The following is a 25,358-nucleotide window of genomic DNA, read 5'->3' as shown; positions in this document are numbered from 1 at the left end:
GATGGTCGTGGAGCGCACACCGAGGACGGTCGGGACCGTCTGGGGGCTGCTGGTCCTCAACACACTCGGCTCCGCCGGGGCGGAGACCGTCGTCCCGCTGCCCCGCTCCCTCATCCAGATGGTCACCATGGGCGCGCTGGTCGCCGCGTTCACCCTGGCGCTCGCGGTCAATCTCCGGCTGCGCATCCGGGCCGGCGCCTTCCTGTTCCTGCTCACCCTGCTGCTGGTGCCGAGCGTGATCTCCAGCGTGGACCTGGACTCCGGGTTCGGCGCGCTGTTCCGCTGTGCCCGGCTGACGCTCTTCGTCGGCACACTGTGGCTGGTCAGCCGCTGGTGGGACGGCAGCACGACGTTCGTCCGGCACCACATCCGGATGTACTTCGTGGTCCTCGGGTCGGTCGCCGCCGGCCTGGTCGTGTCACCGGGCACCGCGCTGCCCGACCTCTACGGCGGGCGGCTGGTCGGCGCGCTGTGGCCGCTGACCCCGCCGCAGATCGGGCAGTACGCGGCGGTGATCACCGGCCTGACCGTACTGCTCGTGCTGGGCCGCCGTACCGACGGGCGCAGCGCGGCGATGGTCGTCGTCCCGGCACTCGTCCTGCTCGCGCTGACCCACACCCGGACGGCCACGGTCGGTCTGCTCGTCGGGCTGGTGCTGGCGATCGGTTCGCTCGTCCTGACCAGCGCCGCCGCCCGCCGGTTCTTCACCTGGACGGTGCTGTGCGCCGCCGTGGCCACGGTGGTGTTCGGCTCCGCGGTGCAGGCGTGGTTCCTGCGCGGGCAGAGCGAGGAGAACTTCACCAGCCTCACCGGCAGGGCCAAGGTCTGGGACGCGCTGCTGGCGGCGCCCCGGACGACCTCGGAGCACCTGTTCGGCGCGGGGCTGGGCGACAAGTCCTTCGGCGGGCTGCCGATCGACAACAGCTGGCTGGCGGTCTACCACGAGCAGGGCATGACCGGCGTCGTCCTGGTGGCGGCGTTCGTCGTCGTGCTGGGCGGCGTGGCGCTGCTGCGGCCGCCGTCGGTGCCGAGGGCCTGCGCCATCTTCCTGATCAGCTACTGCGCGATCGCGTCGTACACCGAGGCCGGGCTGGGCGACGCCTCACCGTATCTGCTGCATCTGGCCGTGGCCGCCTCGCTGCTGGCTGCGCCCGCCCCGGCCGCCGCCCTCCCGCCGCGACGGGCCGTCCGGACGACGGAGGTGACCTGAGCATGCACGTCCTCGTGGTGCACAACCGCTACAACTCGGCGCAGCCGAGCGGGGAGAACAAGGTCGTCGACCAGGAGGTGGCGCTGCTGCGCGAAGCCGGCCACCGGGTGGAGGTGTTCGGTCGGCGCAGCGACGACATCGCCGCGATGTCCCTGCCGCGCAAGGCCGCGGTGCCGCTGCTCGTGCCGTGGAACCCGGCCGTGCGCAGGGAGCTCGCCGCCCGGCTGCGGGCCGAGCGGCCGGACGTGGTGCACGTCCACAACGTCTTCCCGTTGCTGTCACCGGCGGTGCTGGCCGCCTGCGCCGACGCCGGTGTGCCCGCCGTCGCCACGCTGCACAACTACACCCAGGTGTGCCCGCCCGGCACGCTGCAGCGGGAGGGCGGACCGTGCACCGAGTGCGTCGGGGCGACGCCCCTGCCCGCCGTCCGGCACGGCTGCTACCGGGGCTCCCGGCTGGCGACGCTGCCCCTGGCGGTCGGCCTGTCGGTCAACCGGCGGCGGTGGTGGTCCGGTGTGGAGCGGTTCCTCTGCATCTCCGCCGCGCAGCGCGACGTCCTGGTCGGGGCCGGCATGCCGGCCGAACGGCTGGCGGTGAAGCACAACTTCGTGCCGGAACCGGGTGTCCGCCGCTCGGGCGACGGCGAGCACCTGCTCTACCTCGGCCGGCTCGCCGAGGCCAAGGGCGTGCGGCTGCTCATGGCCGCGTGGGACGAGATCGCCGCCGGCGGCGGGGTGGGAGTGCCGCTCGTGATCGCCGGCGCGGGGCCGCTGGAGCGCGAGGTGACCGCCTGGGCGGCGGGCCGCGACGACGTCCGGTACGTCGGCCTGTACGACCCCGCGCGGTGCCGGCAGGCCGTCGCGCGGGCGGTCGCCGTGGTGGCGCCCTCCACGTGGCTGGAGGCGTTCGGCCTGGTGGTCGTGGAGGCGATGGCGGCGGGCGTCCCGGCCGTCGCCGCCGGTCACGGCGCCTTCGTCGAACTCGTCGAGGACGGGGTGACCGGCCTGCTGCACCGGCCGGGCGAGCCCGCCTCGCTCGCGGCCTGCCTGCGCCGGATCGCGGCCGAACCGGCCCTGGGCCGGCGGATGGGCCGGGCCGCCCGGCACCGATACGAGCAGGGTTTCAGCCCGGAGGTGGGTCTGGAGCGCCTGGTGGACGCGTACCGCTCCGCGATCGCGGGTCGGTCAGGGCAGGCTCGCGACGGGGACACCCGCGCGGGCAGGGGGGATGGGAACATCAGATGACACGATGCCGACTCTGCGGCTCGAAAGCGATGGCGAGCGTCGTCGATCTGGGGGCGACGCCGCCGTGCGAGAGCTTCCTCGCCGCGGACCAACTGGACCTGCCGGAGCCCGCGTACCCGCTGCATCTGCGGGTGTGCACCGACTGCTGGCTGGCGCAGATCCCTCCGCTGATCACGCCGGAGGAGACGTTCAAGGAGTACGCGTACTTCTCCTCGTACTCGACCTCGTGGGTGGAGCACGCGCGCACGTTCGTCGCCGGGGCCGTCGAGCGGCTGGGGCTGGGCACCGACGCGTTCGTGGTGGAGGTCGCGAGCAACGACGGCTATCTGCTGCGGCACATGGTGGAGCGCGGGATCCGCTGCCTCGGCATCGAGCCGTCGGTGAACGTCGGCGCCGCGGCGCGGGACGCGGGTGTGCCCACGCTCACCGAGTTCCTCGACCCGGCCGTGGGCACCGCCGTCCGCGAGGAGCACGGCCCGGCGGACCTGGTCGTGGCCAACAACGTGTACGCGCACATCCCCGACGTCGTCGGGTTCACCCGGGGCCTGCGGGCCCTGGTCGCCGACGACGGCTGGGTCTCCGTCGAGGTGCAGCACCTGCTCACCCTGATCGAGGAGAACCAGTACGACACGATCTACCACGAGCACTTCCAGTACTACACCGTCGCCTCCGCGATCCGGGCGCTGGCGAGCGGCGGACTCGCTCTCGTGGACGTCGAGTCGCTGCCCACGCACGGCGGCTCGCTGCGGCTGTGGGCCCGGCCCGCCGAGACGGCCGGCGAGCCCACTCGGCGGGTGGCCGAGGTGCTGGACCGGGAGAAGGCCGCCGGGCTGGGGGAGCTGTCCGGGTACACCCAGTTCTCCGCCCGGGTGGCGAAAGTGCGCCGTGACCTGCTGCGGTTCCTCGTCGAGGCGGCAGAGGAAGGGAAGACGGTCGTCGGCTACGGCGCCCCGGGCAAGGGCAACACCCTGCTCAACCACTGCGGCATACGGCCCGACCTGCTCCCGTACACCGTCGACCGCAACCCCTACAAGCACGGCAGGTTCACCCCGGGAACCCGCATCCCGGTCCTGCCTCCGGAGCGGATCGCCGCCGACCGGCCGGACTACGTCCTCGTCCTGCCGTGGAACCTGCGGGACGAGCTGGTCGAGCAGCTGTCGTATGTGCACGACTGGGGCGGCCGGCTGGTCTTCCCGATCCCGGAACTGAGCGTCGTCGAGGTCGCGTCCCGGGAGGTCACAGCATGAAAGTCGTTCTGTTCTGCGGCGGTTACGGGATGCGGATGCGCGAAGGCACCTCCGACGACGTGCCCAAGCCGATGGCGATGGTCGGTCCGCGGCCGCTGATCTGGCACGTGATGCGCTACTACGCGCACTACGGGCACACGGAGTTCATCCTGTGCCTCGGCTACGGGGCGCACCACATCAAGGACTTCTTCCTCACCTACGAGGAGACGACGTCCAACGACTTCGTGCTGCGCGGCGGGCGGACCGAGCTGCTGTCCACCGACATCGCGGACTGGACGATCACGTTCGCGCAGACCGGCATCGAGTCACCGATCGGGGAACGGCTGCGCCGGGTGCGGCACCATCTGGACGGCGACGAGATGTTCCTCGCCAACTACGCCGACGTGCTCACCGACGCCCCGCTGCCGGAGATGATCGACCGGTTCGCCCGGCGCGACGCGGGCGCGTCGATGATGGTGGTGCCGCCGCAGTCCTCGTTCCACTGCGTGGACCTCGGCGACGACGGGCTGGTGGGCGGCATCACCCCGGTGAGCGAGCTGCCGCTGTGGGAGAACGGCGGTTACTTCGTGCTGCGCCAGGAGGTCTTCGACCACATCCCGGAGAACGGCGACCTCGTCGCCGACGGCTGCGCCCAACTGGCCAAGCACGGACGGCTGGTGGCGTACCAGCACCGCGGCTTCTGGAAGCCGACCGACACCGTGAAGGAACGGGCCGCGCTCGACGCCGGCTACGCCCGGGGCGACCGCCCGTGGGCCGTGTGGGAACGGGACGGCGCGGGGGTGGGCGCGTGATCCGGCTCACCGCCGGCGGCACCGGCCGGATCGTCGCGGTCGGCGCGCACTGCGACGACATCGCCATCGGCGCCGGCGGCACCCTGCTGACGCTGTGCCGCGCGCGGCCCGGTGTCCGCGTCGACGCGCTGGTGCTCTCCGGCGGCGGGGGCCCGCGCGAGCGGGAGGAGCAGGCCGCGCTCACCGCCTTCTGCCCGGGCGCAGATCTGCGGCTGACCGTGCTCAAGCTGCCGGACGGCCGGGTGCCCGCGCACTGGGAGGAGGCCAAGTCCGCCGTCGAGGAACTGCGCGGGCGGACCGAGCCGGATCTCGTCCTGGCCCCGCGCACCGACGACGCGCACCAGGACCACCGCGGTCTGGCCCGGCTGATCCCCACCGCGTTCCGCGACCACCTCGTGCTCGGCTACGAGATCGTCAAGTGGGACGGCGATCTCGGCCGTCCGACCGCGTACCAGCCGTTGTCGCCGGACACCGCCGAACGGAAGGTACGGCTGCTGCAGGACCACTACCCGTCCCAGCGGCACCGGCCCTGGTACGACCGGGAGGCGTTCCTCGGTCTCGCCCGGATCCGCGGCATCGAATGCCACGAGCGCTACGCCGAGGCGTTCGCCGTCACCAAACTCACTCTCGACCTGGGGGAATGAACCTTGCGCGTACTGCTGACCGGGCACCAGGGCTATCTGGGCACCGTGATGGCCCCGGTCCTCACCGCCGCCGGGCACGACGTGGTCGGCCTCGACGCCGGCCTGTTCGCCGACTGCGTGCTGGGCCCACGGCCCGAGGACCCGCCGGGGCACCGCGTGGACCTGCGCGACGTCACGGCCGACCACGTGGCCGGGGTGGACGCCGTGATCCACCTGGCCGCCCTGTCCAACGACCCGCTGGGCTCGCTGGCGCCGGACCTCACCTACGACATCAACCACCACGCCTCCGTACGGCTGGCCCGGCTGGCCCGTGAGGCCGGGGTGCGGCGCTTCCTGTACGCGTCGACCTGCTCCGTATACGGTGCCGCCGGCGGCGACGACCTGGTCACCGAGGACGCCCCACTGCGCCCGGTGACGCCGTACGCGGAGTCCAAGGTGCGGGTGGAGGACGACCTGCACGCGCTGGCCGACGGCGACTTCAGCCCGGTGTACCTGCGCAACGCCACCGCCTTCGGGCACTCGCCCCGGCTGCGCGCCGACATCGTGCTGAACAACCTGGTGGGTCACGCGCTGCTGTCCGGCCAGGTGCTCGTGCTCTCCGACGGCACGCCCTGGCGTCCGCTGGTGCACGCCGCGGACATCGCACGGGCCTTCGCCGCCGCGCTCACCGCGCCGCGGGAGGCGGTGCACGACCGGGCGTTCAACATCGGCAGCGAGACCAACAACGTCACGGTCGCCGAGATCGCCGGGCAGGTCGCCGAGGCGGTGTCCGGTGCGAAGGTGGTGATCACCGGCGAGACGGGCGCCGATCCGCGGTCGTACCGGGTGGACTTCTCCCGGTTCCGGGCCGCGATACCCGGCTTCGAGTGCGAGTGGACGGTGAAGCGGGGCGCGCTCGAACTCGCCGACGCCTACCGGGAGCACGGCCTGACCCGCGAGGACTTCGAGCGGCGCTTCACGCGGCTGGCGGTGCTGCGCGCGGCCTCCGACGCCGGGACCGTCGACGACACCCTGCGGTGGCGCCGGTGACCGCGGCGGGCTCCGGCTCCGGCTCCGGCTCCGGCTCCGGCGAGGAGATGTACGCGCTGGTGGAGCGGCTGTACCCGCTGTGCCGGAGCATCACCGGCGACGGGGTGCGCGCCACCTTGGACATCGTCGGGGAGTACATCCCGCTGCGGGTGCACGAGGTGCCGACCGGGACGCAGGTGCTCGACTGGACCGTGCCGCAGGAGTGGAACATCCGGGACGCGTACATCGCGGACGCCTCCGGCCACCGGGTCGTCGACTTCGCCGCGTCGAGTCTGCACGTGCTCGGCTACAGCGTGCCGGTGTCGGCGACGATGCCGCTGGCCGAGCTGCGCGAGCACCTGTACACCCTGCCGGAGCACCCGGGTTGGGTGCCGTACCGCACCAGCTACTACGAGCCGAAGTGGGGGTTCTGCCTGGCGCAGGAGACCCTGGACGCGCTGCCGGACGGCACGTACGAGGTGTGCGTCGACTCCACGCTCGCCGACGGTCATCTCACCTACGCCGAGCACGTGGTCCCCGGGCAGGTGTCCGACGAGGTGCTCGTCTCCGGTCACGTCTGCCACCCGTCGCTGGCCAACGACAACCTGGCCGGCATCGCGGTGGCGACGTTCCTGGCCCGGGCGCTGGCGGAGCGGAACCCGTACTACACCTACCGGTTCCTGTTCGCACCCGGCACCATCGGCGCGATCACCTGGCTCGCCCGCAACGCCGAGCGGGTACGGCGGGTCAGGCACGGTCTTGTGCTGGCCTGTGCCGGAGACCCGGGCCGGCTGACGTACAAGCGGAGCAGGCGCGGCGACGCCGAGATCGACCGGGTGCTGCGGCACGTCCTGACCTCCTCCGGACGCCCGCACCGCATCGACGAGTTCACCCCGTACGGCTACGACGAGCGGCAGTTCTGCTCCCCCGGGTTCGACCTCGGCGTGGGCTCGCTCAGCCGGACCCCGTACGCCGGATACCCCGAATACCACACCTCGGCGGACAACCTGGACCTCGTCTCCCCGGAGGCGATGGCGGACACGCTCGCCGTCTGCCGTGAGGCGTTCGGGGTCCTGGACCGCAACCGGCGGTACGTCAACCTCAGCCCCTACGGCGAACCCCAGCTCGGCCGGCGGGGGCTGTACGACTCGCTCGGCGGCCGCAGCGACGCCAAGCAGGCCCAGATGGCCATGCTGTGGGTGCTCAGCCTCTCCGACGGCGAGCACGGTCTGCTGGACGTCGCGGAGCGGTCCGGGCTGCCGTTCGACACCGTCGCCGCGGCGGCCGAGGCCCTGCACGGCGCCGGACTGCTCAAGGCCTGACGCCGATGACCGTCGAGGAGGAGAAGCGAGCGACCCGGGCCGGACCCGCCCGGCGGGCCGTGGTCGGGCGGTTGTCCTGGGGACTGGCCGACCAGGCGGCCTCCAGCCTGTCCAACTTCGCGGTGGGCATCTACGTGGCCCGCTCGCTGGGACTGACCGCGTTCGGCGTGTTCAGCCTGGCCTGGGTGACCTACGGGGTGGTGCTCAACGTCTCCCGCGGGCTGGCCACCGACCCGCTGGTGGTGCGCTTCAGCGGCGTGCCGGAGGCGTCCTGGCGCGGGGCGGTGGCCCGGTCGTCGGGCACCGCGCTCGGCGTCGGTGCCGTCATCGGCGCGGTCTGTCTGGTGGCCGGGCCGGTGCTGGGCGGGGACCTGGGGGCCGCGTTCGCCGGCCTGGGCGTCGTCCTGCCGGGGCTGCTGCTGCAGGACGCCTGGCGGTACGCGTTCTTCGCCGCCGGCGACGGGCGGAAGGCGTTCGTCAACGACGTCGTGTGGGGCGTCGCCCTCGTCCCGGCGATGGTGGTCGCGGCCCAGGTCGGCACCGTGACCGCCTACCTGCTGGCCTGGGGCGGGTCAGCCGCGGTCGCCGCCGGGTACGGCTGCTTCCAGTCCGGCATCCGGCCCCGGCCGGCCGGAGCGCGCGAGTGGCATCGCGACCACCGCGATCTGGGCTACCGCTACCTGGTCGAGAACGTCGGCGTCAGCGGCTCGAGCCAGTTGCGGGCGTACGGGCTCGGAGTGGTCGTCGGGGTCGGCGCGGTCGGGGTGATCCGGGGCGCCGAGCTGCTGCTCGGGCCGTTCCTCGCCGTGCTGATGGGGCTGTCGCTGGTCACCGTCGCCGAGGCGGCGCGGGTGCTGCGGCAGGCCCCGCGGCGGCTCGGAACGTTCTGCCTCCTCCTCGGCGGCGGGCAGGCCGCCGGCGCACTGCTGTGGGGCGCGGCGCTGCTGCTGGTGCCGGACCGGCTCGGCGAGCTGGTTCTCGGCGGCGTCTGGCACTCCGCCTCCGAGCTCATCGTGCCGGTCACGCTCGGCGTCGCCGGCGCCGGTCTCGGCACCGGCGCGGCGGCGGGGCTCCGGGCCCTCGCCGCGGCCCGGCGCAGCCTGCGCTGCCAGCTGTTCGCCTCCACCTGCTACGTCGTCGGCGGGATCGGCGGAGCGGTCGTGGCCGGCACCGTCGGCTCGGCCTGGGGCGTCGCCGCCGCGGCCGCCTGCGGCTCGGCCGTCTGGTGGCTCCAACTGCGGGCCGCACTGCGCGAACACCACCACTCCCTCCCCGAAGTGAGGACACCGTGACCAACCGTCCCCGGCTGAGCATCGGCCTGCCCGTGTACAACGGCGAGGAATACCTGGCCGAGGCGTTCGACGCGCTGCTCGGCCAGACCTACGAGGACTTCGAACTGGTCGTCTCCGACAACGCCTCGACCGACGGGACCCAGGACATCTGCCGGACGTACGCCGCGCGGGACTCCCGCATCCGCTACATCCGGCTGCCGCGGAACATCGGCGCCGCGCCGAACCACCACCACGTGTTCACCGAGTGCCGCGGCGAGCTGTTCAAATGGGCCTCGCACGACGACCTGTACGCCCGCGACCTGCTGCGGCGCTGCGTGGAGGCGCTGGACGAACGGCCGGACGTGATCCTCGCGCACAGCGGCCAGGCGGTCATCGACGCCGACGGCCGGGTGAAGGTCCCCTACGAGTACGCGCTCGCCACCGACTCGCCGCACGCGCCGGAGCGCTTCCGCAGCCTGCTGTTCGAGCCCGGCGGCGACGACTTCTACGGGGTGATGCGGGCCGACGTGCTGCGCCGGGTGAAGCCGCACGACAGCTACCACCACGCGGACCGCACGTTCGTCGCCGAGATCACCCTGCACGGGCCCTTCCACCAGGTCCCGGAGCTGCTGTACTTCCGCCGCGACCATCCCACCCGCGCCGAGCGGGCGAACCCGTCCAAGCGCTCCCGGTGCGTCAATCTGGACCCGCGCCGGGCAGGCATGCTGCACCCGACCCCCCGGCTGCTCGCCGAGTACGTCTGGGGGTTCGTCGCGGCGATCCGCCGGGCGCCCCTGTCCCCCGCCGACCGGCGCGCGTGCTACCGCCATCTGGCCGCCTGGATGACCAGCCGGGCCCGGCCGGGCGCCGGCGAGCGGGTCGAGGACCGCGCCCCGGCCGACCCGGACCGGCTCACCGTCTCCGTCGACGCCCTCGTCGCCGGCCGTGAGGGGAGGCGGGCGTGAGGCCCCCGCGGGTAGGGATCTTCGGCCTGCTCGGCTCCGGCAACATCGGCAACGACGGGTCGCTCGAGGCCGTACTCGGGTATCTGCGCGCCGAGCACCCGGGGGCCGTCGTGGACGCGCTGTGCGGCGGGCCCGAGGTCGTCACGGCCCGGTACGGGATCCCCGCGACGCGGCTGCACTGGTACCGCGGGGAGTACCGGACCGCGTCCCGCGCGGGCGCGATCGCGGCCAAAGGGCTGGGCAAGTTCGTCGACGTCGTCCGCACCGCCGCCTGGGCGCGGCGGCACGACGTGGTGATCGTGCCGGGCACGGGCGTCCTGGAGACCACGCTGCCGCTGCGGCCGTGGGGTTTCCCGTACTCGCTGTTCCTGCTCTGCGCGACCGGACGGCTGGTGGGCACCCGGGTCGGGCTGGTCAGCGTAGGCGCGGGCAGCATCGGCAGCCGGCCGACCCGGGCCCTGACGCGCTGGTCGACGCGGCTGGCCGCGTACCGCTCGTACCGGGACGCCCTGTCCCGCGACGCGATGCGGGCGATGGGCGTGGACACCACGCGCGACGAGGTCTACGAGGATCTGGTGTTCGCCCTGCCGGCACCGGCGGCGCACGCGCCCTCCGGCCCGCCGGGACCGGTCTGCGTCGGTGTCATGGACTTCCACGGGAGCAACGACGAGCGTGACCGGGCCGAGGAGATCCACCGGCGCTATCTCGACGGGACGACCCGCTTCGTCCGTGCGCTGGCCGAGGAGGGCAGGCCGGTCCGGCTGCTCATCGGCGACGACCTCGACCGGCCGGTGGCCGGCGCGATCCTCGACGCGGTCGACTCGCCGCTGGTCACCGTCGCCGAGACGGCCTCACTGGCCGACCTGATGAAGGAGACGGCGGCCGCCGACACCGTGGTGGCGACCCGGTACCACAACCTCATCTGCGCGCTGAAGACCGGCACGCCGACCCTCGCACTCAGCTACTCGGCCAAGAGCGACACGCTGATGACCCGGATGGGGCTGGGCGACTACTGCCACCCGGCCCGCGAGACCGACGCCGACCGGCTGCTCGGCCAGTTCCGCGAGCTGGAGCGGCGGTCGGCGGAGCTGCGGCGGACCCTCGCCGAGCAGAACCGGGCCGCCGCCGGGCGCGTCGAGCGCCAGTTCGCCGCGTTGACGGCGGCTCTGTTCCCGTCGGCCGCTCCCGCCCCCACCCCGAGAGAGGTTCCATGAAGGCGACCGAAGTCCCGGAGATCACCGGGGCGTACCTGTTCGAGCCGACGCCGTACGCCGACGAGCGCGGCTTCTTCTGCCGCACCTTCGACGCCGACGTGGTCCGCTCGGTGGGCCTGGACCCGGACGCCTTCGTCCAGGACAGCCTGTCCCGCTCGGTCCGGGGCGTGCTGCGCGGCCTGCACCTGCGCTCCGGCGCCGGCGAGGCCAAGCTGGTGCGCTGCTCGTACGGGAGGATCTTCGACGTCGTCGTGGACCTGCGGCCCGGCTCGCCGACGTATCTGGGCCGGGCCTTCTTCGAGCTGTCCGGCGAGACGCAGACGACCCTGTACATCCCGGCGGGGTGCGCGCACGGCTTCCAGGCACTGACCGACACCGCCGACACCTCGTACCGGATCGACCGCCCGCACGACCCTGCCGAGGACGTGACGATCGCCTTCGACGACCCGGAACTCGCCATCCCCTGGCCGCTGCCGGTCACCTCGATGTCCCGGCGGGACCGGGAGGCCCCGGGCCTGGCCGAGGCCCTGAAGCACAAGGAGAGCTGAGACCGCCGTGGACACCGAAGACTTCGCACTCCCCCGCTCCCGGGCGGCCAACGAGCGGCTGCACGCCCTGATCCCCGGCGGCGCGCACACCTACGCCAAGGGCGACGACCAGTACCCCGAGGACCTGGCCCCGGTCATCAGCCACGGGCGCGGCGCCCACGTGTGGGACGTCGACGGCAACCGCTACGTCGAGTACGGCTCCGGCCTGCGGTCGGTCAGCCTCGGCCATGCCCACCCCCGTGTGCTGGAGGCGGTACGGCGGGAACTGGGCCGCGGCGGCAACTTCGTCCGGCCGTCCGTCGTGGAGGTCGAGGCCGCGGAACGCTTCCTGGCCACGGTGCCGACCGCCGACATGGTGAAGTTCGCGAAGAACGGCTCCGACGCGACCACCGCCGCGGTGCGCCTCGCCCGCGCCGCCACCGGACGCCCGCGGGTGGCCGTCTGCGCCGACCACCCGTTCTTCTCCGTCGACGACTGGTTCATCGGCACCACGCCGATGAGCGCGGGCATTCCGCCGGCGACCACCGAGCTGACCGTGCCGTTCCCCTACGGCGACCTGCCCGCCACCGAGGAACTGCTCACCCGGTACGAGGGCGAGGTCGCCTGCCTGATCCTCGAACCCGCAACCCACAGCGAGCCGCCGCCCGGATACCTCGCCGGTCTGCGCGAACTGGCCGACCGGCACGGCTGCGTCCTGGTCTTCGACGAGATGATCACCGGCTTCCGCTGGTCCGAGGCCGGCGCCCAGGGCCTGTACGGCGTCGTCCCGGACCTCTCCACCTTCGGCAAGGCGCTGGGCAACGGCTTCGCCGTCTCCGCGCTGGCCGGACGCCGTGAGCTGATGGAGCTCGGCGGACTGCGCCACTCCGGCGACCGGGTGTTCCTGCTGTCCACCACGCACGGCGCCGAAACACACGCGCTGGCCGCCGCGACGGCCGTGCAGGCCACCTACACCGAGGAGGGCGTCACCGCGCGGCTGCACGCCCTCGGGGAGCGGCTGGCCGCCGGTGTCCGCGAGGTGGCGGCGGCCATGGGCGTAGGCGAGCACGTCGTCGTCCGGGGCCGGGCCAGCAACCTGGTCTTCGCCACCCTCGACGAGCGGGGGCGGCCGTCGCAGGAGTACCGCACGCTGTTCCTGCGCCGGCTCCTCGCGGGCGGCGTGCTGGCCCCGTCGTTCGTGGTGAGCAGCGCGCTCGAGGAGGCCGACATCGCTCACACCGTCGACGTGGTGGCGCAGGCGTGCGCGGTGTACCGCAAGGCCCTGGACGCGGGCGACCCGGCCCCCTGGCTGGGCGGACGCCCGGTGAAACCGGTGTTCCGCCGCCGGGCATGACACGACCTCAGCGCCGCCGCCACCGCCGGGCGTCCGCCGTCCGGTCGACCAGCCACGCGGATGCCGGTGTCACCGCCAACGCGGTACACCAGCCACCGACGGTATCGGTCGGGTAATGCGCGCCCAGGACGACCTGCGCCCAGCCCATCGCGGCGCCCGCCACCAGTGCCGCCGCCAGCACCAGTGACGTGGCGGCCGTCCTGCCGAGGCCGAGCCGGGCGGCGGCGAGCAGCGCCACCACGAGGGCGAACGCGGTGAGGAACGCGGTGTGTCCGCTCGGATAGGAGAGGTGCCCGTCGTGGATGGTGCGTCCTACGAGGGGTTTGACCAGCTTCGTCGTCCCCACGGCCGCCCCGGTGCCGACCACGACGAGCACCGCCGTGCGAGGACTTCGCAGCAGCAGGCACCCCGTCACGGCGGCCGCGACCAGCACCGCCGCGCCCACGGGCTCCCCCAGGAAGTCCGTGGCCAGGGCGACGTTCCGCCAGGACGGCCCGGCGCCCTCCAGCGCCGTCCCCACCCGTGTGTCCGCCGCGCCGGGCCCGCTCTCCCCGGCGGACAGCACCCCGAGCAGGACGGCCACCAGCGCGCCGAGGACCGCCACCACCCCGAGCCGGACGCGCTGCGGCCGGCTCCCCGTCACCGGCCGCCGGTCCGGTCCGGCTCCCTCGTCGGCCCGGGTCACGGCGCCACCTCAGTGAGGTCCAGGGCCGCCAGTTCGGTCCGCGCGGTGACGCCGAGCTTCGGGAACGCCTTGTAGAGGTGGTATCCGACGGTGCGCGGGCTGAGGAACATCTGTGCGGCGATGTCCCGGTTGGACAGGCCCCGTGCGGCCAGCCGGATGATCTTCCGTTCCTGCGAGGTGAGCACGGACAGTGCTCCCCCGCCGCCCACGCCCTCGGACCCGGCCACGGTTTCGCCGGTCGCGTCGAGCTCCGTCCGGGCCCGCTCCGCCCAAGGGGCGGCGCCGAGTCTCCGGAACGTCTCGTACGCGTCGCGGAGTTGGGTCCTGGACTCGGCTTTGCGGCGCATGCGGCGCAACCGTTCGCCGTAGAGGAGCGCGGTCCGCGCGCGTTCGAACTGCCGGTCGTCGGGGTGCAGTCGCAGGGCGGCCCGGTACAGCTCCGCGGCCTCCGCCTCCGGTGCGAGCAGCGCGCGGCAGCGCTGGACGTGCGCGTGGATCCACGGCTGCGCGGCGTCGTGCGCCCAGGCCGTGAGCCGTGCCAGCGGCTCATGGGCGTCGGCCGGCCGGCCGAGCCGCACCGCCGCCTCGACCAGGTCGGGAATGCTGCGCAGGCCGGGCAGTTGATGACTCACCGGTCCGGTGTGCAGGGCGGTCAGGCGGGTACGGGCGGACTCCCAGCGGGCGTGGCCGAGGTCGAGCAGGGCCAGCGCCCAGTGCGCCCAGGACATTCCGGGCGGGGCCGCGCCGGGCTCGGGCGCGGCGAGCGCGTCGTCGGCGAAGGCGTGACAGCGTCGCCCGTCGCCCGTGACCGCGGCCAAGTAGGCGAGCACGCCGCTGATTTCGGCGGTCCACTGCCGGTGCCCGAGCTCCTGGGCGATGCTCAGCGCCTCGGTCGCCTCGTCCCAGGCCTCGGTGTGACGGCCGAGGAAGGCCGACGACCGGGCGACACACGCCAGCACGGGCGGCGTCCGGCCGATCCACCCTCGGTCGCGGCACCGGGCGAGGAGCTCGCCGGCCACCCGATGTGCCTCGGTGTCCCGGCCGACGGCCTGAAGGCTGGTGGCTCCGACCAGGATCGTGTCGTGCGGGCCGCCGAATCCGGTGCGTTCGGCGGCGGCGATACGGCGTCCGAGGGTCTCGGGATCCCGGTCCCCCTGTCCGATCGCCGACCGCACGGTCCAGGTGAGCAGACGGACCACGTGGGTGAGCGGGTCGTCGGACCGCAACGGCAGGGCGTCCAGCCGGTCCGCGCCGTCCGCGATCTCGTCCTTCCCGAGGTACCAGGCGGCGTGCACCGCGTCGAGCAGCATGCGGGCGGCCAGTTCCGGATCACCGGCCCCGGCCGGCCCGGCCGCCTCGGTCAGCAGCCGGCGGGCCGTACGGAGCAGTCCGTGGTGGAACGCCGCGGCGGCGCGGACCCGGACGGCGCGAACGGTCAGCGCCGGGTCGTCGGTGCTCGCGGCACCGTGCCGGGCGAGCTCCGCCATGCGGTCGATGTCGCCCTCCTCAGCGATGGCTTCCGCGGCCAGTACCAGCCGGCGGGCGCGGTCGGCACCGGACTCCGTGAGCTGTGCGGCCCGTTCGTAGGCCGCCGCCGCGGCGGCGTATCCGCTGCGCTCGGTGGCCCGTTGGGCGGTGCTCTCCAGTTCCGCGGCCACCTGCTCGTCGGGGCCGGTCGCCACGACGGCGTGGTGCCAGGCGCGCCGGTCGGCGTCCCCGGGCCGGTGGAGGACTTCGGCGAGGGCCGTGTGCACCACGTGGCGGAGGCTGACCGGCGCCGCCTGGTAGACGGCGGACCGGACGAGGGGGTGGTGGAAGCGCACGGTGCGGTTGTCCACCCGGAGCAGCCCCGCCGTCTCCGCGGGCACCAGATCCGTGGGGCGGCAGCCGAGGGACGCGGCCGCGCGCAGGACGACGTCGCGGTCACCGGTGTCCTCGGCGGCCGCGACGAGGAGCAGGTGCCTGCTCGGCTCGGGCAGCCGCCGTACCCGGTCGAGGAATGCCGCCTGCACCGCGTCGGTCATGGGCAGGGCCTCGCCCGCGGCGACCGGCCGGCCGGCGGAGAGAGCGACCGGAAGTTCGAGGAGGGCGAGCGGATTGCCCTGTGCCGCGGCCAGGACCCGGTACCGGTTGGCCGGGGACAGCGTGGCGGCGTGCTCGGCCAGGAGGTCGGCGGCGGCGGGCGCGTCGAGCCCCGTCAGCGGCAGGTGGGCGAGTCCGGGGGCCTCGAAGCCGGTCCGGGCGGTGATGATCAGCGCCGTGCCCTCGGCGTCGAGCCGCCGTGCGGCGAACAGCAGGGCCTCGGCGGACGCCCGGTCCAGCCACTGCGCGTCGTCGACGAGGCACAGGACGGGTCCGCCGTCGGCGAACTCGGCCAGGAGGGAGAGGACGGCGAGGCCGACGAGCATGCGGTCGCCCGGTTCCGCCGGGGCGAGGCCGAAGGCCCCGCGCAGGGCGCGCGCCTGCGGTGCCGGGAGGGCGTCGGTCCGGTCGAGGGCGGGCCGCAGCAGCAGATGCAGGCCCGCGAACGGCAGATGTGCCTCCGACTCGATCGCGGTGCCGCGTACGACCCGCAGCCCGTCGGCCGCCGACGCCGCGTACTCCATCAGCGCGGTCTTGCCCATGCCCGGCTCCCCGGTGATGAGCAGGCAACCGCTGCGACCCTTCCGGCAGTCGGCCAGTAAGTGGTCGATGACCGATATCTCGTCACTCCGTCCGTGCAACACGAGGTGAGAGTACTTAAAGCCGGCCGCGGATCCCCGGCCGGACTGCCGGGGCGTGACGGATTCCTCTCCCGGCCGTCGCCCCTAGCGTGGGGGGACGAGCACGGCGGCGAAGGGAGATCGACCATGTCCGGCTTCGACGGGCTGGCCGGGCGGTACCTGGCGAGTTGGAACGAGCGCGACCCGGCCCGGCGCCGCGTGCTCGTCGACGAACTGTGGACCGACGACGCCGGCTACGCCGATCCGATCGTGGCGGCCGAGGGCCGCGACTCCATCGACCAGGTGATGGCCACCGCCCAGCGGCAGTTCCCCGGCCTGGTGTACCGACAGGCCGGGAGGGCCGACGGTCACCACGGGGTGGCACGCCTGACCTGGGAACTGGCACCGGCCGGCGGCCCCGCGGTGATCGCCGGGCTCGCCGTCATGGTCACCGAGGGCGGCCGCCTGCGTCGCGTCTACGGCTTCCTCGACCCCGTACCCGTCACCACCACCTCACCTGGAGCCGGAAGTTGACACCTGATCCCCTGACCCTCCATCCGCTGCCGGCGCACGACAGGGTGGTGTTCCTCAAACCACTGGTCGGTTCACCGAAAATCGTCGTGGGCGAGTACACGTACTACGACGACCCGGAGGGCGCCACCGGCTTCGAGCACCGCAACGTGCTCTACGCCTACGGCCCCGAACGACTCGTCATCGGCAAGTACTGCGCCATCGCCATGGGCACCCGGTTCCTGATGGCCGGTGCCGAACACCCGACGATGGGCCCCTCCACCTTTCCGTTCACCATGTTCGGCGGCGCGTGGGCGGAGCGGACCCTCGACATCGTCACCGGCATGCCCAGCCGGGGCGACACCGTGGTCGGCAACGACGTCTGGTTCGGTCACGGGGCCACCGTGATGCCGGGCGTACGCATCGGTGACGGCGCGATCGTCGCCGCCGGGGCGGTCGTCACCGCGGACGTCCCGCCGTACACGATCGTCGGCGGCAACCCGGCGCGGCCGATCCGGCGGCGGTTCGACGACGCCGACGTCGACCGGCTGCTGAGGGCCGCCTGGTGGGACTGGCCGGCGGAACTCGTCACGGAGCACGCCCGCACCCTCATGGCCGGCACACCGGCCGACGTCGCCCGGATCGCCGCCGAGCACGGACTGGGGGCCGCATGACGGGCGTGTCGATCGAGGAGCACCCGGTGGGCGGCGGCGGACCGTACGCGATCACCACCGGACCGGACGGCGCGCTCTGGTACACGCTGGTCCACCGTGGCCGGATCGGCCGGCTCGTGCCCGGCGCCGCGCCGGAGAGCCACCTGCTGGACCCGGACTGCGGGCCGACGGTCGTCACCCCCGGGCCGGACGGCGCCCTGTGGTTCACGGAGTACCGGGCGCACCGCATCGGCCGGATCACGACCGGCGGCGAGGTCACCTCGTACCCGTTGCCCACCGCGGAATGCGGTCCGTTCGGCATCGCGCCGGGGCCCGACGGGGCGCTGTGGTTCACCGAGACCGCCGCCGACCGCATCGGCCGCATCACCACCGATGGTGCGGTCACCGAGTTCCCGCTGCCGGTCACCGGCGCGTTCCCGTCCGCGATCACCGCGGGGCCGGACGGCGGGATGTGGTTCACCATGAACCAGGCCGACGCGATCGGCCGGATCGGCGCCGACGGCACGGTCACCGTCCACCCGCTGCCCACCCCGGCCGCCGCTCCGGTCGGCATCGCGCCCGGCCCCGACGGCGCCCTCTGGTACGTCGCGATCGCCGCCGGTCACATCGGCCGCATCACCACCGGGGGCGAGGTCAGGGAGTTCCCCCTCCCCGACCCCTCCGGCCGACCGCACGCCATCACCCCGGGCACCGACGGCGTCCTGTGGTTCACCGAATGGGGCGGCAACCGCGTCGGCTCGATCACCACCGAGGGCGCCATCGAGGTGCACGACCTCCCCACACCGGGCTCGGAGCCGCACGGCATCACCCTCGGCCCCGACAAAGCGGTGTGGACGGCCCTGGAAACCGGCGCGCTGGCCCGCGTCACCCCGGCATGACCACCCGAGAGGACTCCATGACACACACGGCCATCGACCCCGGCGCCGAGTTCGACCGGCAGGTCCGCACCCTTGTCGAACGGGACTGGCCGGCGACGGCCCGTCTGACCCCGGAAGGGTTCACCGCCCTGGTCGCACCCCTGCGCGACCTCGCCCTCGGCATCGGACACCGTGCCTGGTCACCGGAGACCGGCCGCATCCCCTTCCTGCTCGTGGTCACCCGGGACGTCGCCCCGATCGAGCAGACGATGGTGCGCACCGCCCTCCACGGAAGAACCGAACCCGGCTTCGTCGACCGCTCCTTCGAGCCCGGCGCCCTCGAACGGTTCGTCGCCGTCAAGGAGACCGGCCTGCCCGACCGGCGCGCCTATCTGCTCTTCGACGTCGAGCGCGGAGAGGAGTTCTGCGGTGCCGTACCCAACGACGCCCTGGACACCGTCGCCGCCAGGGGACGCACCCCGCTCACCATCGAGGAGGGCATCGCGCTGATCACCCACTTCCCCGAGGTCCTGGTCAAGAACAAGTGCTTCTCCCTCGGCGGATCACGCTCCGGCGACCGCCGTGTCCCGGCGATCTGGATCAGCCGGCGCGCCCCCAAGCTCGGCTGGTGCTGGGAGGGCAATCCCCACACCTGGCTCGGCATGGCCTCGGCCGGCTCCCGCGGCGCCGCCGGGGAGCAGTAGGGCGGGCCGATGAGGCGCCGGGGCTGTCCGGAGGCCCTCCTGGGCGTGGTGGGCGGCCGGCTGCCGCCCGGGGACGGAGCGTACGTCGAACGTCTGTATGCGCAGGGCGAGTTCGCCGACGTACCGGTGCAGCCGGCCGTCGTCCCGCCCTTCGGGCCGGCTTCGCGACGGCCCGGGAGCCTGGTCCCCGGGCTCCCGGGGACGTGAGAGCAAGTCCGGCTACCGGTGGGCGCTTTTCGGACAACTGAGCGCCCTCCGGGCGAGTGGAGTCAACCCGGAGGGTGTCCGGCCCCTCTCACCGTCCGAACACAGCGGCTCCACACATGAGTTGGGGCCGCACCACTCGCTCAGGTTCCCCACGCACGCCACAGCCGGAAACACGAGGACCGATGACCAGATTCCTGCAGGGCCGCCCCAGCAGCCGCCTGACCCGCCCCTCCGTCGCAGCCGCCGCGGCCATCGCCGTGACCGCGGGCGTCGTCGCCGCCGCGCCCGACGCGAAGAGCGAGGAGACGGCGCCGAAGCTCAGCCTGATCGCCGCCTCCACCTCGGTGACGCTCGACTCGTGGAAGGAGGATCCGGGGGTCTACCTCGACCTCGGGACGTACCTCACCTCCGAGAACGGCGCCTTCGAGTTCAAGGTGAACCGTAAGTCCTACAAGCACCCGGTCGTCATCAAGCAGATCCTCCAGGACGGGAAGAAGACCCGGACCAGGACGCTTCCCGCCGGGCTCGTGAAGGACTTCACCGGACTGCCGGACTTCACGCGGATCACCCTCAAGGACGCGGCCGGCTCGAAGGTGCTGGAGAGGACCGAGGCCTTCTGCCCCAACAACGCCTCCGGGCGGGTCCGGCCGGACGCTCCCGCCAACTCGAAGTATCCGCAGAGCTGCCCGACCAACCCCTTCACGCTCGGTTCGGTGTGGGGCGTCGAGAACGGCTGGGCGTCCAACACCTACTCCGCGTACTACTCCCGTCCGGTCGAGCTGGCCCCCGGCACCTACACCGCCGAGATCAACGTGACCGAGAAGTACCGCGACCTCTTCGGCATCGCCGACAAGCCGCAGACCGTCAAGGTGGTCGTACGCGAGCGCAGTTGGGAGGACGACGGCTCGGGCTCCGCCCGCAGCTCGGCGAAGACCACCGCCTCGGGGCACTCCGCCCACTCCGAGCACGGCGGCCACGCGGACCCCGGCGTGCACGCGCAGCACGGGGCCCCCGCGGGCACCCCGCCGGCCCCCGGCGCCGAGACGAGCGGCGCCGGCCCCTCGTTCAACGCCGGCCACGGGCCCTACCCGGCGGCTCCGCCCGCCCTGCCGTGGGCGCTGAAGAGGAAGTCCCTCGGACGGCTGGCCGCCACCGCCGCCGAGGTCGGTGACGGCCCCGGCCAGACCGACGGTTCGCGGCAGGCGCCGGCCGCCCCGCCCAACGCCCAGCGGCCCACCGGCAAGGCGTCCGTCCCCGACGTTCCGAAGCCCGACCTGCGTTCGCTGCCCGCCTACGGCATCACCGTCAGCGACGGGTACGAGGAGGATCCCGGCAAGGACTACCTCGCCTTCAGCGCCAATGTGTGGAACGCGGGCCCGGCCAAGCTCGTCGTGGACGGCTTCCGCTCCCCCGGCAAGGAAGTGATGGACGCCTACCAGTACTTCTACGACGCCGACGGCAAGCAGGTCGGCTACACCCCGACCGGCGGCATGGAGTGGGACCCGCGTCCCGGCCACGAGCACTGGCACTTCCTGGACTTCGCCAGTTACCGGCTGCTGACGGCCGACAAGAAGGAGACGGTGCGCAGCGGCAAGGAGGCGTTCTGCCTGGCCAACACCGACGCCGTCGACTACACGGTCAAGAACGCCGACTGGCACCCGGACAACACCGACCTGTCCACCGCGTGCGGCGAGCAGAACTCCATCTCCGTGCGCGAGGTGCTCGACGTCGGCTCCGGTGACACCTACACCCAGGACCTGCCCGGCCAGTCCTTCGACATCACGGACCTGCCGAACGGCACGTACTACATCCAGGTCCTCGCCAACCCGGAGAACCGGCTCAAGGAGACCGACCACGGCAACAACAGCGCGCTGCGGAAGGTCGTTCTGGGCGGTGAGAAGGGCGCCCGTACGGTGACCGTCCCGCCGCACCACCTGGTGGACGCCAACTGACACCCGGGGAACCCCGGCCGCCGCACGGCCGGGGTTCCTCGCGGCGGTGGTGCCGGTCGGCCCGCCGGAAGGTCAGCGTCGCAGGGTGAGGACGCCCGGCCGCCACGGCAGTCGGTTGTACTCGCCGCCCGCGTTCGGGTCCTTGCCCTGGTAGAGGAGCTGCAGGTTGCAGGGGTCGACGGTCATGGTCTGGTCGGGGTTGTCGCGGACCAGGTCACCGTGGCTGATGTCGTTGGTCCAGGTGGCGCCGCTGTTGGCCTTGCCCGCGAAGGGGTTGCTCTCGGTGGCGGCCTGCGGGGTCCACGAGCCGCTCAGGCTGGAGGCGGTGAAGGAGCGGAAGTAGCGCCCGTTCGCGCCCATCGCCTCGACGATCATGAGGTACTGGTTCTGCCCCTTGACCTTGTAGACCTGTACGCCCTCGAACAGGTTGGCCTTCGTGTCGCTCATGATCGTCGTGTACGACGAGCCGAAGTTGCCCGGGAAGTTCCCGATCGGCATGCTCGCCCGGTAGATCTTGCCGTTGTCACCGGCGAAGAACAGGTAGATGTTCCGGTCGTCGGCGATCAGGGTCTGGTCGATCGGGCCGGTGTCGGAGCCGGAGATGCTGCCGGTGAACAGCGGCTGCGGCGCGGACCAGCCGTTGGGGTTGGTGGGGTCGCTCGACGTGCGGTAGATGAACGGCCAGGAACCCCACTGGTACGCCAGCACCCAGATGTTCTTGGGCGCGAAGTAGAACAGGGTGGGCGCCACCGCGGCCTGGTTCATCCCGGTCTGGCGGGCCGACGCCATGCCCGACCAGTTGGTGAAGGGACTGAACATCATCGAGCTGTACGCCGAACCCGTGTAGTTGGACGCGTAGACCAGGTACTGGCCGTTGTGCTTGACGGCGGTGAAGTCCTTCAGCGCGGCCCACCCGTTCGCCGGCTGCGCCAGCACGCCGGTCGAGGACCAGCGGTACGTCGACGGAAGGGAGCACGAGCCGTCCGTCGGCGGCGTCCCGGTCAGGCCGGTCCACTTCTGGTTGCTGCCGCCGTTGCACGTCCACAGCTGCACGGCCGCGCCGTTGGCGGTGGCGGCGCCGGCGACCTCCAGACACAGCCCGGACTCCACGCCCACGACCGTGCCGTCGGAGTTCACCCGCCACTGCTGGTTCGCACCGCCGGAACAGCTCCAGATCTGCACCCGGGTGCCGGGCGTGGTGGCATGGCCCGGAACGTCCAGGCACTTGTCGCCGTACACGGTGAGCCGGCCGTCGTCCGTCAACGTCCACTGCTGGTTGGTCCCGTTCCAGCAGTCGTAGATCTGCAGAGAGGTGCCGTCGGTCTGGGCGGCGCCCGTGACATCGAGACACCGGCCCGAGCCGACACCACGCAAGGCGCCGCTGTCGGCCGCACGGGCCGGGGTGGCGACGAGCATCGCCGCCAGGGCGGCCAGGACCGCTACCGCGGCGGCGACCACCGCCCACGGGTGCGCACGGCTGACTCTTCCTCTGCGCATGACTGCACGAGATTGGCGGGTCCATGACATATCCATGCGACACGGCTCCCCTCAAGTTCGGAATGTCGAACGTCTGTCGACGTATCGAGCAGCCTGAATGATAGGGAGCGGGCGAACGGCGTCAACCCCCCTCGCACGTATCGCCCCCAACCTCGAAACATTAATCAGCCATCAGCGGAGACCGGACACTTCGCTTCCCGTGCAGACAGTCGACGACCGAGCCATGAACCCCCCACCAGCACCGCCATCGGGCTTGCGAAAGTTTCGAACCCAAGCCAGAAACTTTTCCTGCCACGGCTATTGACGATGCGTCATCAACGCCTCGATCATCCCTGTCTGAGAAACCGGCCACAGATCGAAATGCCGAACAACGCTTGGAGGCACAGTCATGGGCTCGTACGCCCTCCCCAGACCCGCTGACCGCCGCAGGGTCCGCGGCCTGCTGGCGGCGCTGACCGTCGGCGTCCTCGGTGCGGTCGGCGCGCTGGCCGCGCCGCCCTCCGCACAGGCCGCCGAGAGCACGCTCGGCGCGGCGGCGGCCCAGAGCGGCCGCTACTTCGGCGTCGCCATCGCCTCGGGCAGACTGGGCGACTCGACCTACACGTCGATCGCGAACCGTGAGTTCAACTCGGTGACCGCCGAGAACGAGATGAAGATCGACGCCACCGAACCGCAGCGGGGCCAGTTCAACTTCAGCGCGGCCGACCGCGTCTACAACTGGGCGGTGCAGAACGGCAAGGAGGTGCGCGGTCACACCCTGGCCTGGCACTCCCAGCAGCCCGGCTGGATGCAGAGCCTCAGCGGCAGCCAGCTGCGCCAGGCGATGATCGACCACATCAACGGCGTGATGGCCCACTACAAGGGCAAGATCGCCCAGTGGGACGTCGTGAACGAGGCCTTCGCCGACGGCAGTTCGGGAGCCAGGCGCGACTCCAACCTGCAGCGCACCGGCAACGACTGGATCGAGGTCGCCTTCCGCACCGCGCGCGCCGCCGACCCGTCCGCCAAGCTCTGCTACAACGACTACAACGTCGAGAACTGGAACTGGGCCAAGACCCAGGCCATGTACAACATGGTCCGCGACTTCAAGGCGCGCGGCGTGCCGATCGACTGCGTCGGCTTCCAGTCGCACTTCAACAGCGGCAGCCCCTACAACAGCAACTTCCGCACCACCCTGCAGAACTTCGCCGCCCTCGGCGTCGACGTGGCCGTCACCGAACTGGACATCCAGGGCGCCTCTCCCACGACCTACGCCAACGTGGTCAACGACTGCCTGGCCGTCGAGCGCTGCCTCGGCGTCACCGTCTGGGGTGTGCGCGACATGGACTCCTGGCGCTCGGGCGACACGCCGCTGCTGTTCAACAACGACGGCAGCAAGAAGGCCGCGTACAACGCCGTTCTCAACGCGCTCAACGCCGCCGGCGGCGGCGACGGCGGCGACCCCACTGATCCGCCCGCGGACGGCGACACGATCAAGGGCGTCGCCTCCGGCCGCTGCCTGGACGTGCCCAACGCCTCCACCAGCGACGGCACCCAGCTGCAGCTGTGGGACTGCCACGGCGGCACCAACCAGCAGTGGACGCACACCGACGCCGGTGAGCTCAGGGTCTACGGCGACAAGTGCCTGGACGCCGCCGGCACCGGCAACGGCGCCACGGTCCAGATCTACAGCTGCTGGGGCGGCGACAACCAGAAGTGGCGCCTCAACTCCGACGGCTCCATCGTCGGCGTCCAGTCCGGCCTCTGCCTCGACGCCGTCGGGGCCGGCACCGGCAACGGCACCCAGATCCAGCTCTACTCCTGCTCGAACGGCAGCAACCAGCGCTGGACCCGCGCCTGACGGTCCGGCCGAAGGGCCGCCGCCCTGGTGGCGGCGGCCCTTCGCCCGTCAGCCGTCCTGTGGCCTCCAGAACACCCGCGCTGTTCTGCCGGTGGCAGAACAACCGCCCGACCGGACTCGACGATCACTACATTCCGGTCGCATGACGAAGATCACCACGCGTACGGTCGAGTACCCGGCCGACGGTCTGACGATGACCGGGCACCTCGCACTCCCGGCCGGAGCCGGTCGCCGGCCCGCAGTGCTGCTCGGGCCGGAGGGCATGGGGCTCAGCGACGTCGAGCGCCGCCGGGCCGACGCCCTCGCCGAACTGGGATACGTGGCGCTGGCCTTCGACCTCCACGGCGGGCGCTACCTGGCCAACCCCGCTGAGATGCTGGCCCGTTGCCTGCCGCTGCTCGAGGACCCCGACCGGATGCGGGGCATCGGTCATGCGGCGCTCGACGTGTTGCGCGCCGAGCCGCGCACCGACCCCGACCGGATCGCCGCCGTCGGCTACGGCACCGGTGGCGCCATCGCGCTGGAACTCGGGCGCGACGGCGTCGACCTGCGCGCGATCGGGACCATCAACGCGACCACCACGGGCCGGCCGGGCGAGGCGGCGCGCATCCGCTGCCCGGTGTGGGCCGGGGTCGGATCGGAAGACCCGATCATGCCGCCGGCGCAACGAGATGCGTTCACCACCGAAATGCAGGCGGCGGGCGTCGACTGGCGCCTCGTGGTCTACGGCGGCGCCCTGCACGCCTTCCACCACCCGCCGGTCGACCACCCCACGGTCCCCGGCACCGGCCACCACCCGCGGCACGCACAGCGAGCCTGGCACGACGTCGTCGGCCTGCTCGCGGAGTGCCTGACCGCAACGGAGTGATGTGGTCGACGAGCGCCGTTCCGGGCCGCGGGCCGGGCCTGTCGACCACCACCACCTCCGGTGGT

The 25,358-nt window shown here is 72.7% G+C and carries 22 protein-coding genes; 19 read left to right on the top strand and 3 right to left on the bottom strand.

The genetic code is table 11. The features are described from left to right. Nucleotide 1: 1 nt before the first annotated feature. From ACZ44S_RS12920 to ACZ44S_RS12865, 12 genes are read left to right on the top strand one after another with little or no spacing between them, the layout of a single operon-like run. Nucleotides 2-1,210, top strand: coding sequence for an O-antigen ligase domain-containing protein (locus ACZ44S_RS12920; protein ID WP_466927818.1), 1,209 nt, complete (start codon nucleotides 2-4; stop codon nucleotides 1,208-1,210). 2 nt (nucleotides 1,211-1,212) lie between these two features. After that, nucleotides 1,213-2,454: a glycosyltransferase gene (locus ACZ44S_RS12915; RefSeq protein ID WP_466927815.1), complete on the top strand. Its 1,242-nt coding sequence runs from the start codon at nucleotides 1,213-1,215 to the stop codon at nucleotides 2,452-2,454. Then, a complete protein-coding gene (locus ACZ44S_RS12910; protein ID WP_466927812.1) occupies nucleotides 2,451-3,701 on the top strand; it encodes a class I SAM-dependent methyltransferase in 1,251 nt (416 codons plus the stop codon). The genes ACZ44S_RS12915 and ACZ44S_RS12910 overlap by 4 nt, the downstream gene beginning before the upstream one ends. Next, nucleotides 3,698-4,492, top strand: coding sequence for a sugar phosphate nucleotidyltransferase (locus ACZ44S_RS12905; protein ID WP_466927809.1), 795 nt, complete (start codon nucleotides 3,698-3,700; stop codon nucleotides 4,490-4,492). Before ACZ44S_RS12910 ends, ACZ44S_RS12905 begins: the two co-directional genes overlap by 4 nt. Next, nucleotides 4,489-5,136: a PIG-L deacetylase family protein gene (locus ACZ44S_RS12900; protein WP_466927807.1), complete on the top strand. Its 648-nt coding sequence runs from the start codon at nucleotides 4,489-4,491 to the stop codon at nucleotides 5,134-5,136. The genes ACZ44S_RS12905 and ACZ44S_RS12900 overlap by 4 nt, the downstream gene beginning before the upstream one ends. Nucleotides 5,137-5,139: 3 nt before the next feature. Then, complete coding sequence (locus ACZ44S_RS12895; RefSeq protein ID WP_466927805.1) at nucleotides 5,140-6,165, top strand: NAD-dependent epimerase/dehydratase family protein; 1,026 nt, start codon at nucleotides 5,140-5,142, stop codon at nucleotides 6,163-6,165. Nucleotides 6,166-6,212: 47 nt separating this feature from the next. Beyond that, nucleotides 6,213-7,466 (top strand): DUF4910 domain-containing protein, encoded by a 1,254-nt coding sequence (locus tag ACZ44S_RS12890; protein WP_466928087.1) that lies wholly within the window; start codon nucleotides 6,213-6,215, stop codon nucleotides 7,464-7,466. A gap of 5 nt (nucleotides 7,467-7,471) precedes the next feature. Next, entirely contained in the window at nucleotides 7,472-8,758 is a 1,287-nt protein-coding gene (locus tag ACZ44S_RS12885) for a hypothetical protein (protein ID WP_466927802.1), read from the top strand. Next, complete coding sequence (locus ACZ44S_RS12880) at nucleotides 8,755-9,702, top strand: glycosyltransferase family 2 protein (protein ID WP_466927800.1); 948 nt, start codon at nucleotides 8,755-8,757, stop codon at nucleotides 9,700-9,702. Before ACZ44S_RS12885 ends, ACZ44S_RS12880 begins: the two co-directional genes overlap by 4 nt. Beyond that, nucleotides 9,699-10,916 (top strand): polysaccharide pyruvyl transferase family protein, encoded by a 1,218-nt coding sequence (locus ACZ44S_RS12875; protein WP_466927797.1) that lies wholly within the window; start codon nucleotides 9,699-9,701, stop codon nucleotides 10,914-10,916. Before ACZ44S_RS12880 ends, ACZ44S_RS12875 begins: the two co-directional genes overlap by 4 nt. Beyond that, on the top strand, nucleotides 10,913-11,464 hold the full coding sequence (locus ACZ44S_RS12870; RefSeq protein WP_466927794.1) for a dTDP-4-dehydrorhamnose 3,5-epimerase family protein: 552 nt from the start codon (nucleotides 10,913-10,915) through the stop codon (nucleotides 11,462-11,464). Before ACZ44S_RS12875 ends, ACZ44S_RS12870 begins: the two co-directional genes overlap by 4 nt. A gap of 7 nt (nucleotides 11,465-11,471) precedes the next feature. Further along, a complete protein-coding gene (locus tag ACZ44S_RS12865; protein ID WP_466927793.1) occupies nucleotides 11,472-12,797 on the top strand; it encodes a glutamate-1-semialdehyde 2,1-aminomutase in 1,326 nt (441 codons plus the stop codon). 7 nt (nucleotides 12,798-12,804) lie between these two features. Here the strand turns inward: ACZ44S_RS12865 and ACZ44S_RS12860 are convergent, their stop codons facing one another. Next, nucleotides 12,805-13,440: a phosphatase PAP2 family protein gene (locus ACZ44S_RS12860; RefSeq protein WP_466928085.1), complete on the bottom strand. Its 636-nt coding sequence runs from the start codon at nucleotides 13,438-13,440 to the stop codon at nucleotides 12,805-12,807. 38 nt (nucleotides 13,441-13,478) lie between these two features. Then, entirely contained in the window at nucleotides 13,479-16,208 is a 2,730-nt protein-coding gene (locus tag ACZ44S_RS12855; RefSeq protein WP_466927790.1) for an ATP-binding protein, read from the bottom strand. A 123-nt stretch (nucleotides 16,209-16,331) separates the two neighbouring features. Here ACZ44S_RS12855 and ACZ44S_RS12850 point away from each other — a divergent pair, with 123 nt between their 5' ends. The 5 genes from ACZ44S_RS12850 (at nucleotide 16,332) to ACZ44S_RS12830 (ending at nucleotide 21,088) form a co-directional block, all read left to right on the top strand. Beyond that, entirely contained in the window at nucleotides 16,332-16,718 is a 387-nt protein-coding gene (locus ACZ44S_RS12850) for a nuclear transport factor 2 family protein (protein ID WP_466927788.1), read from the top strand. Continuing rightward, entirely contained in the window at nucleotides 16,715-17,368 is a 654-nt protein-coding gene (locus ACZ44S_RS12845; protein ID WP_466927786.1) for a CatB-related O-acetyltransferase, read from the top strand. The genes ACZ44S_RS12850 and ACZ44S_RS12845 overlap by 4 nt, the downstream gene beginning before the upstream one ends. Then, nucleotides 17,365-18,246: a Vgb family protein gene (locus tag ACZ44S_RS12840; protein ID WP_466927783.1), complete on the top strand. Its 882-nt coding sequence runs from the start codon at nucleotides 17,365-17,367 to the stop codon at nucleotides 18,244-18,246. The genes ACZ44S_RS12845 and ACZ44S_RS12840 overlap by 4 nt, the downstream gene beginning before the upstream one ends. Nucleotides 18,247-18,263: 17 nt before the next feature. Further along, a complete protein-coding gene (locus tag ACZ44S_RS12835; RefSeq protein ID WP_466927781.1) occupies nucleotides 18,264-18,929 on the top strand; it encodes a DUF5701 family protein in 666 nt (221 codons plus the stop codon). Between the two features lie 389 nt (nucleotides 18,930-19,318). Further along, on the top strand, nucleotides 19,319-21,088 hold the full coding sequence (locus tag ACZ44S_RS12830) for a lysyl oxidase family protein (protein ID WP_466927779.1): 1,770 nt from the start codon (nucleotides 19,319-19,321) through the stop codon (nucleotides 21,086-21,088). Between the two features lie 72 nt (nucleotides 21,089-21,160). Here ACZ44S_RS12830 and ACZ44S_RS12825 read toward each other — a convergent pair whose 3' ends face one another. Further along, a complete protein-coding gene (locus ACZ44S_RS12825; RefSeq protein WP_466927777.1) occupies nucleotides 21,161-22,585 on the bottom strand; it encodes a non-reducing end alpha-L-arabinofuranosidase family hydrolase in 1,425 nt (474 codons plus the stop codon). 388 nt (nucleotides 22,586-22,973) lie between these two features. On the opposite strand from ACZ44S_RS12825, the gene ACZ44S_RS12820 reads away from it, so the two are divergent. Together ACZ44S_RS12820 and ACZ44S_RS12815 are read left to right on the top strand one after the other, a co-directional pair. After that, the gene (locus ACZ44S_RS12820) at nucleotides 22,974-24,425 is read left to right on the top strand and encodes an endo-1,4-beta-xylanase (protein WP_466927775.1); all 1,452 of its coding nucleotides are present in this window, start codon (nucleotides 22,974-22,976) and stop codon (nucleotides 24,423-24,425) included. 142 nt (nucleotides 24,426-24,567) lie between these two features. Continuing rightward, nucleotides 24,568-25,293 (top strand): dienelactone hydrolase family protein, encoded by a 726-nt coding sequence (locus tag ACZ44S_RS12815; protein WP_466927774.1) that lies wholly within the window; start codon nucleotides 24,568-24,570, stop codon nucleotides 25,291-25,293. Nucleotides 25,294-25,358 lie beyond the last annotated feature (65 nt).

The sequence above is a fragment of the Streptomyces malachitofuscus genome, from assembly GCF_055571035.1.
This window is presented reverse-complemented; position numbering and strand designations above follow the sequence as displayed.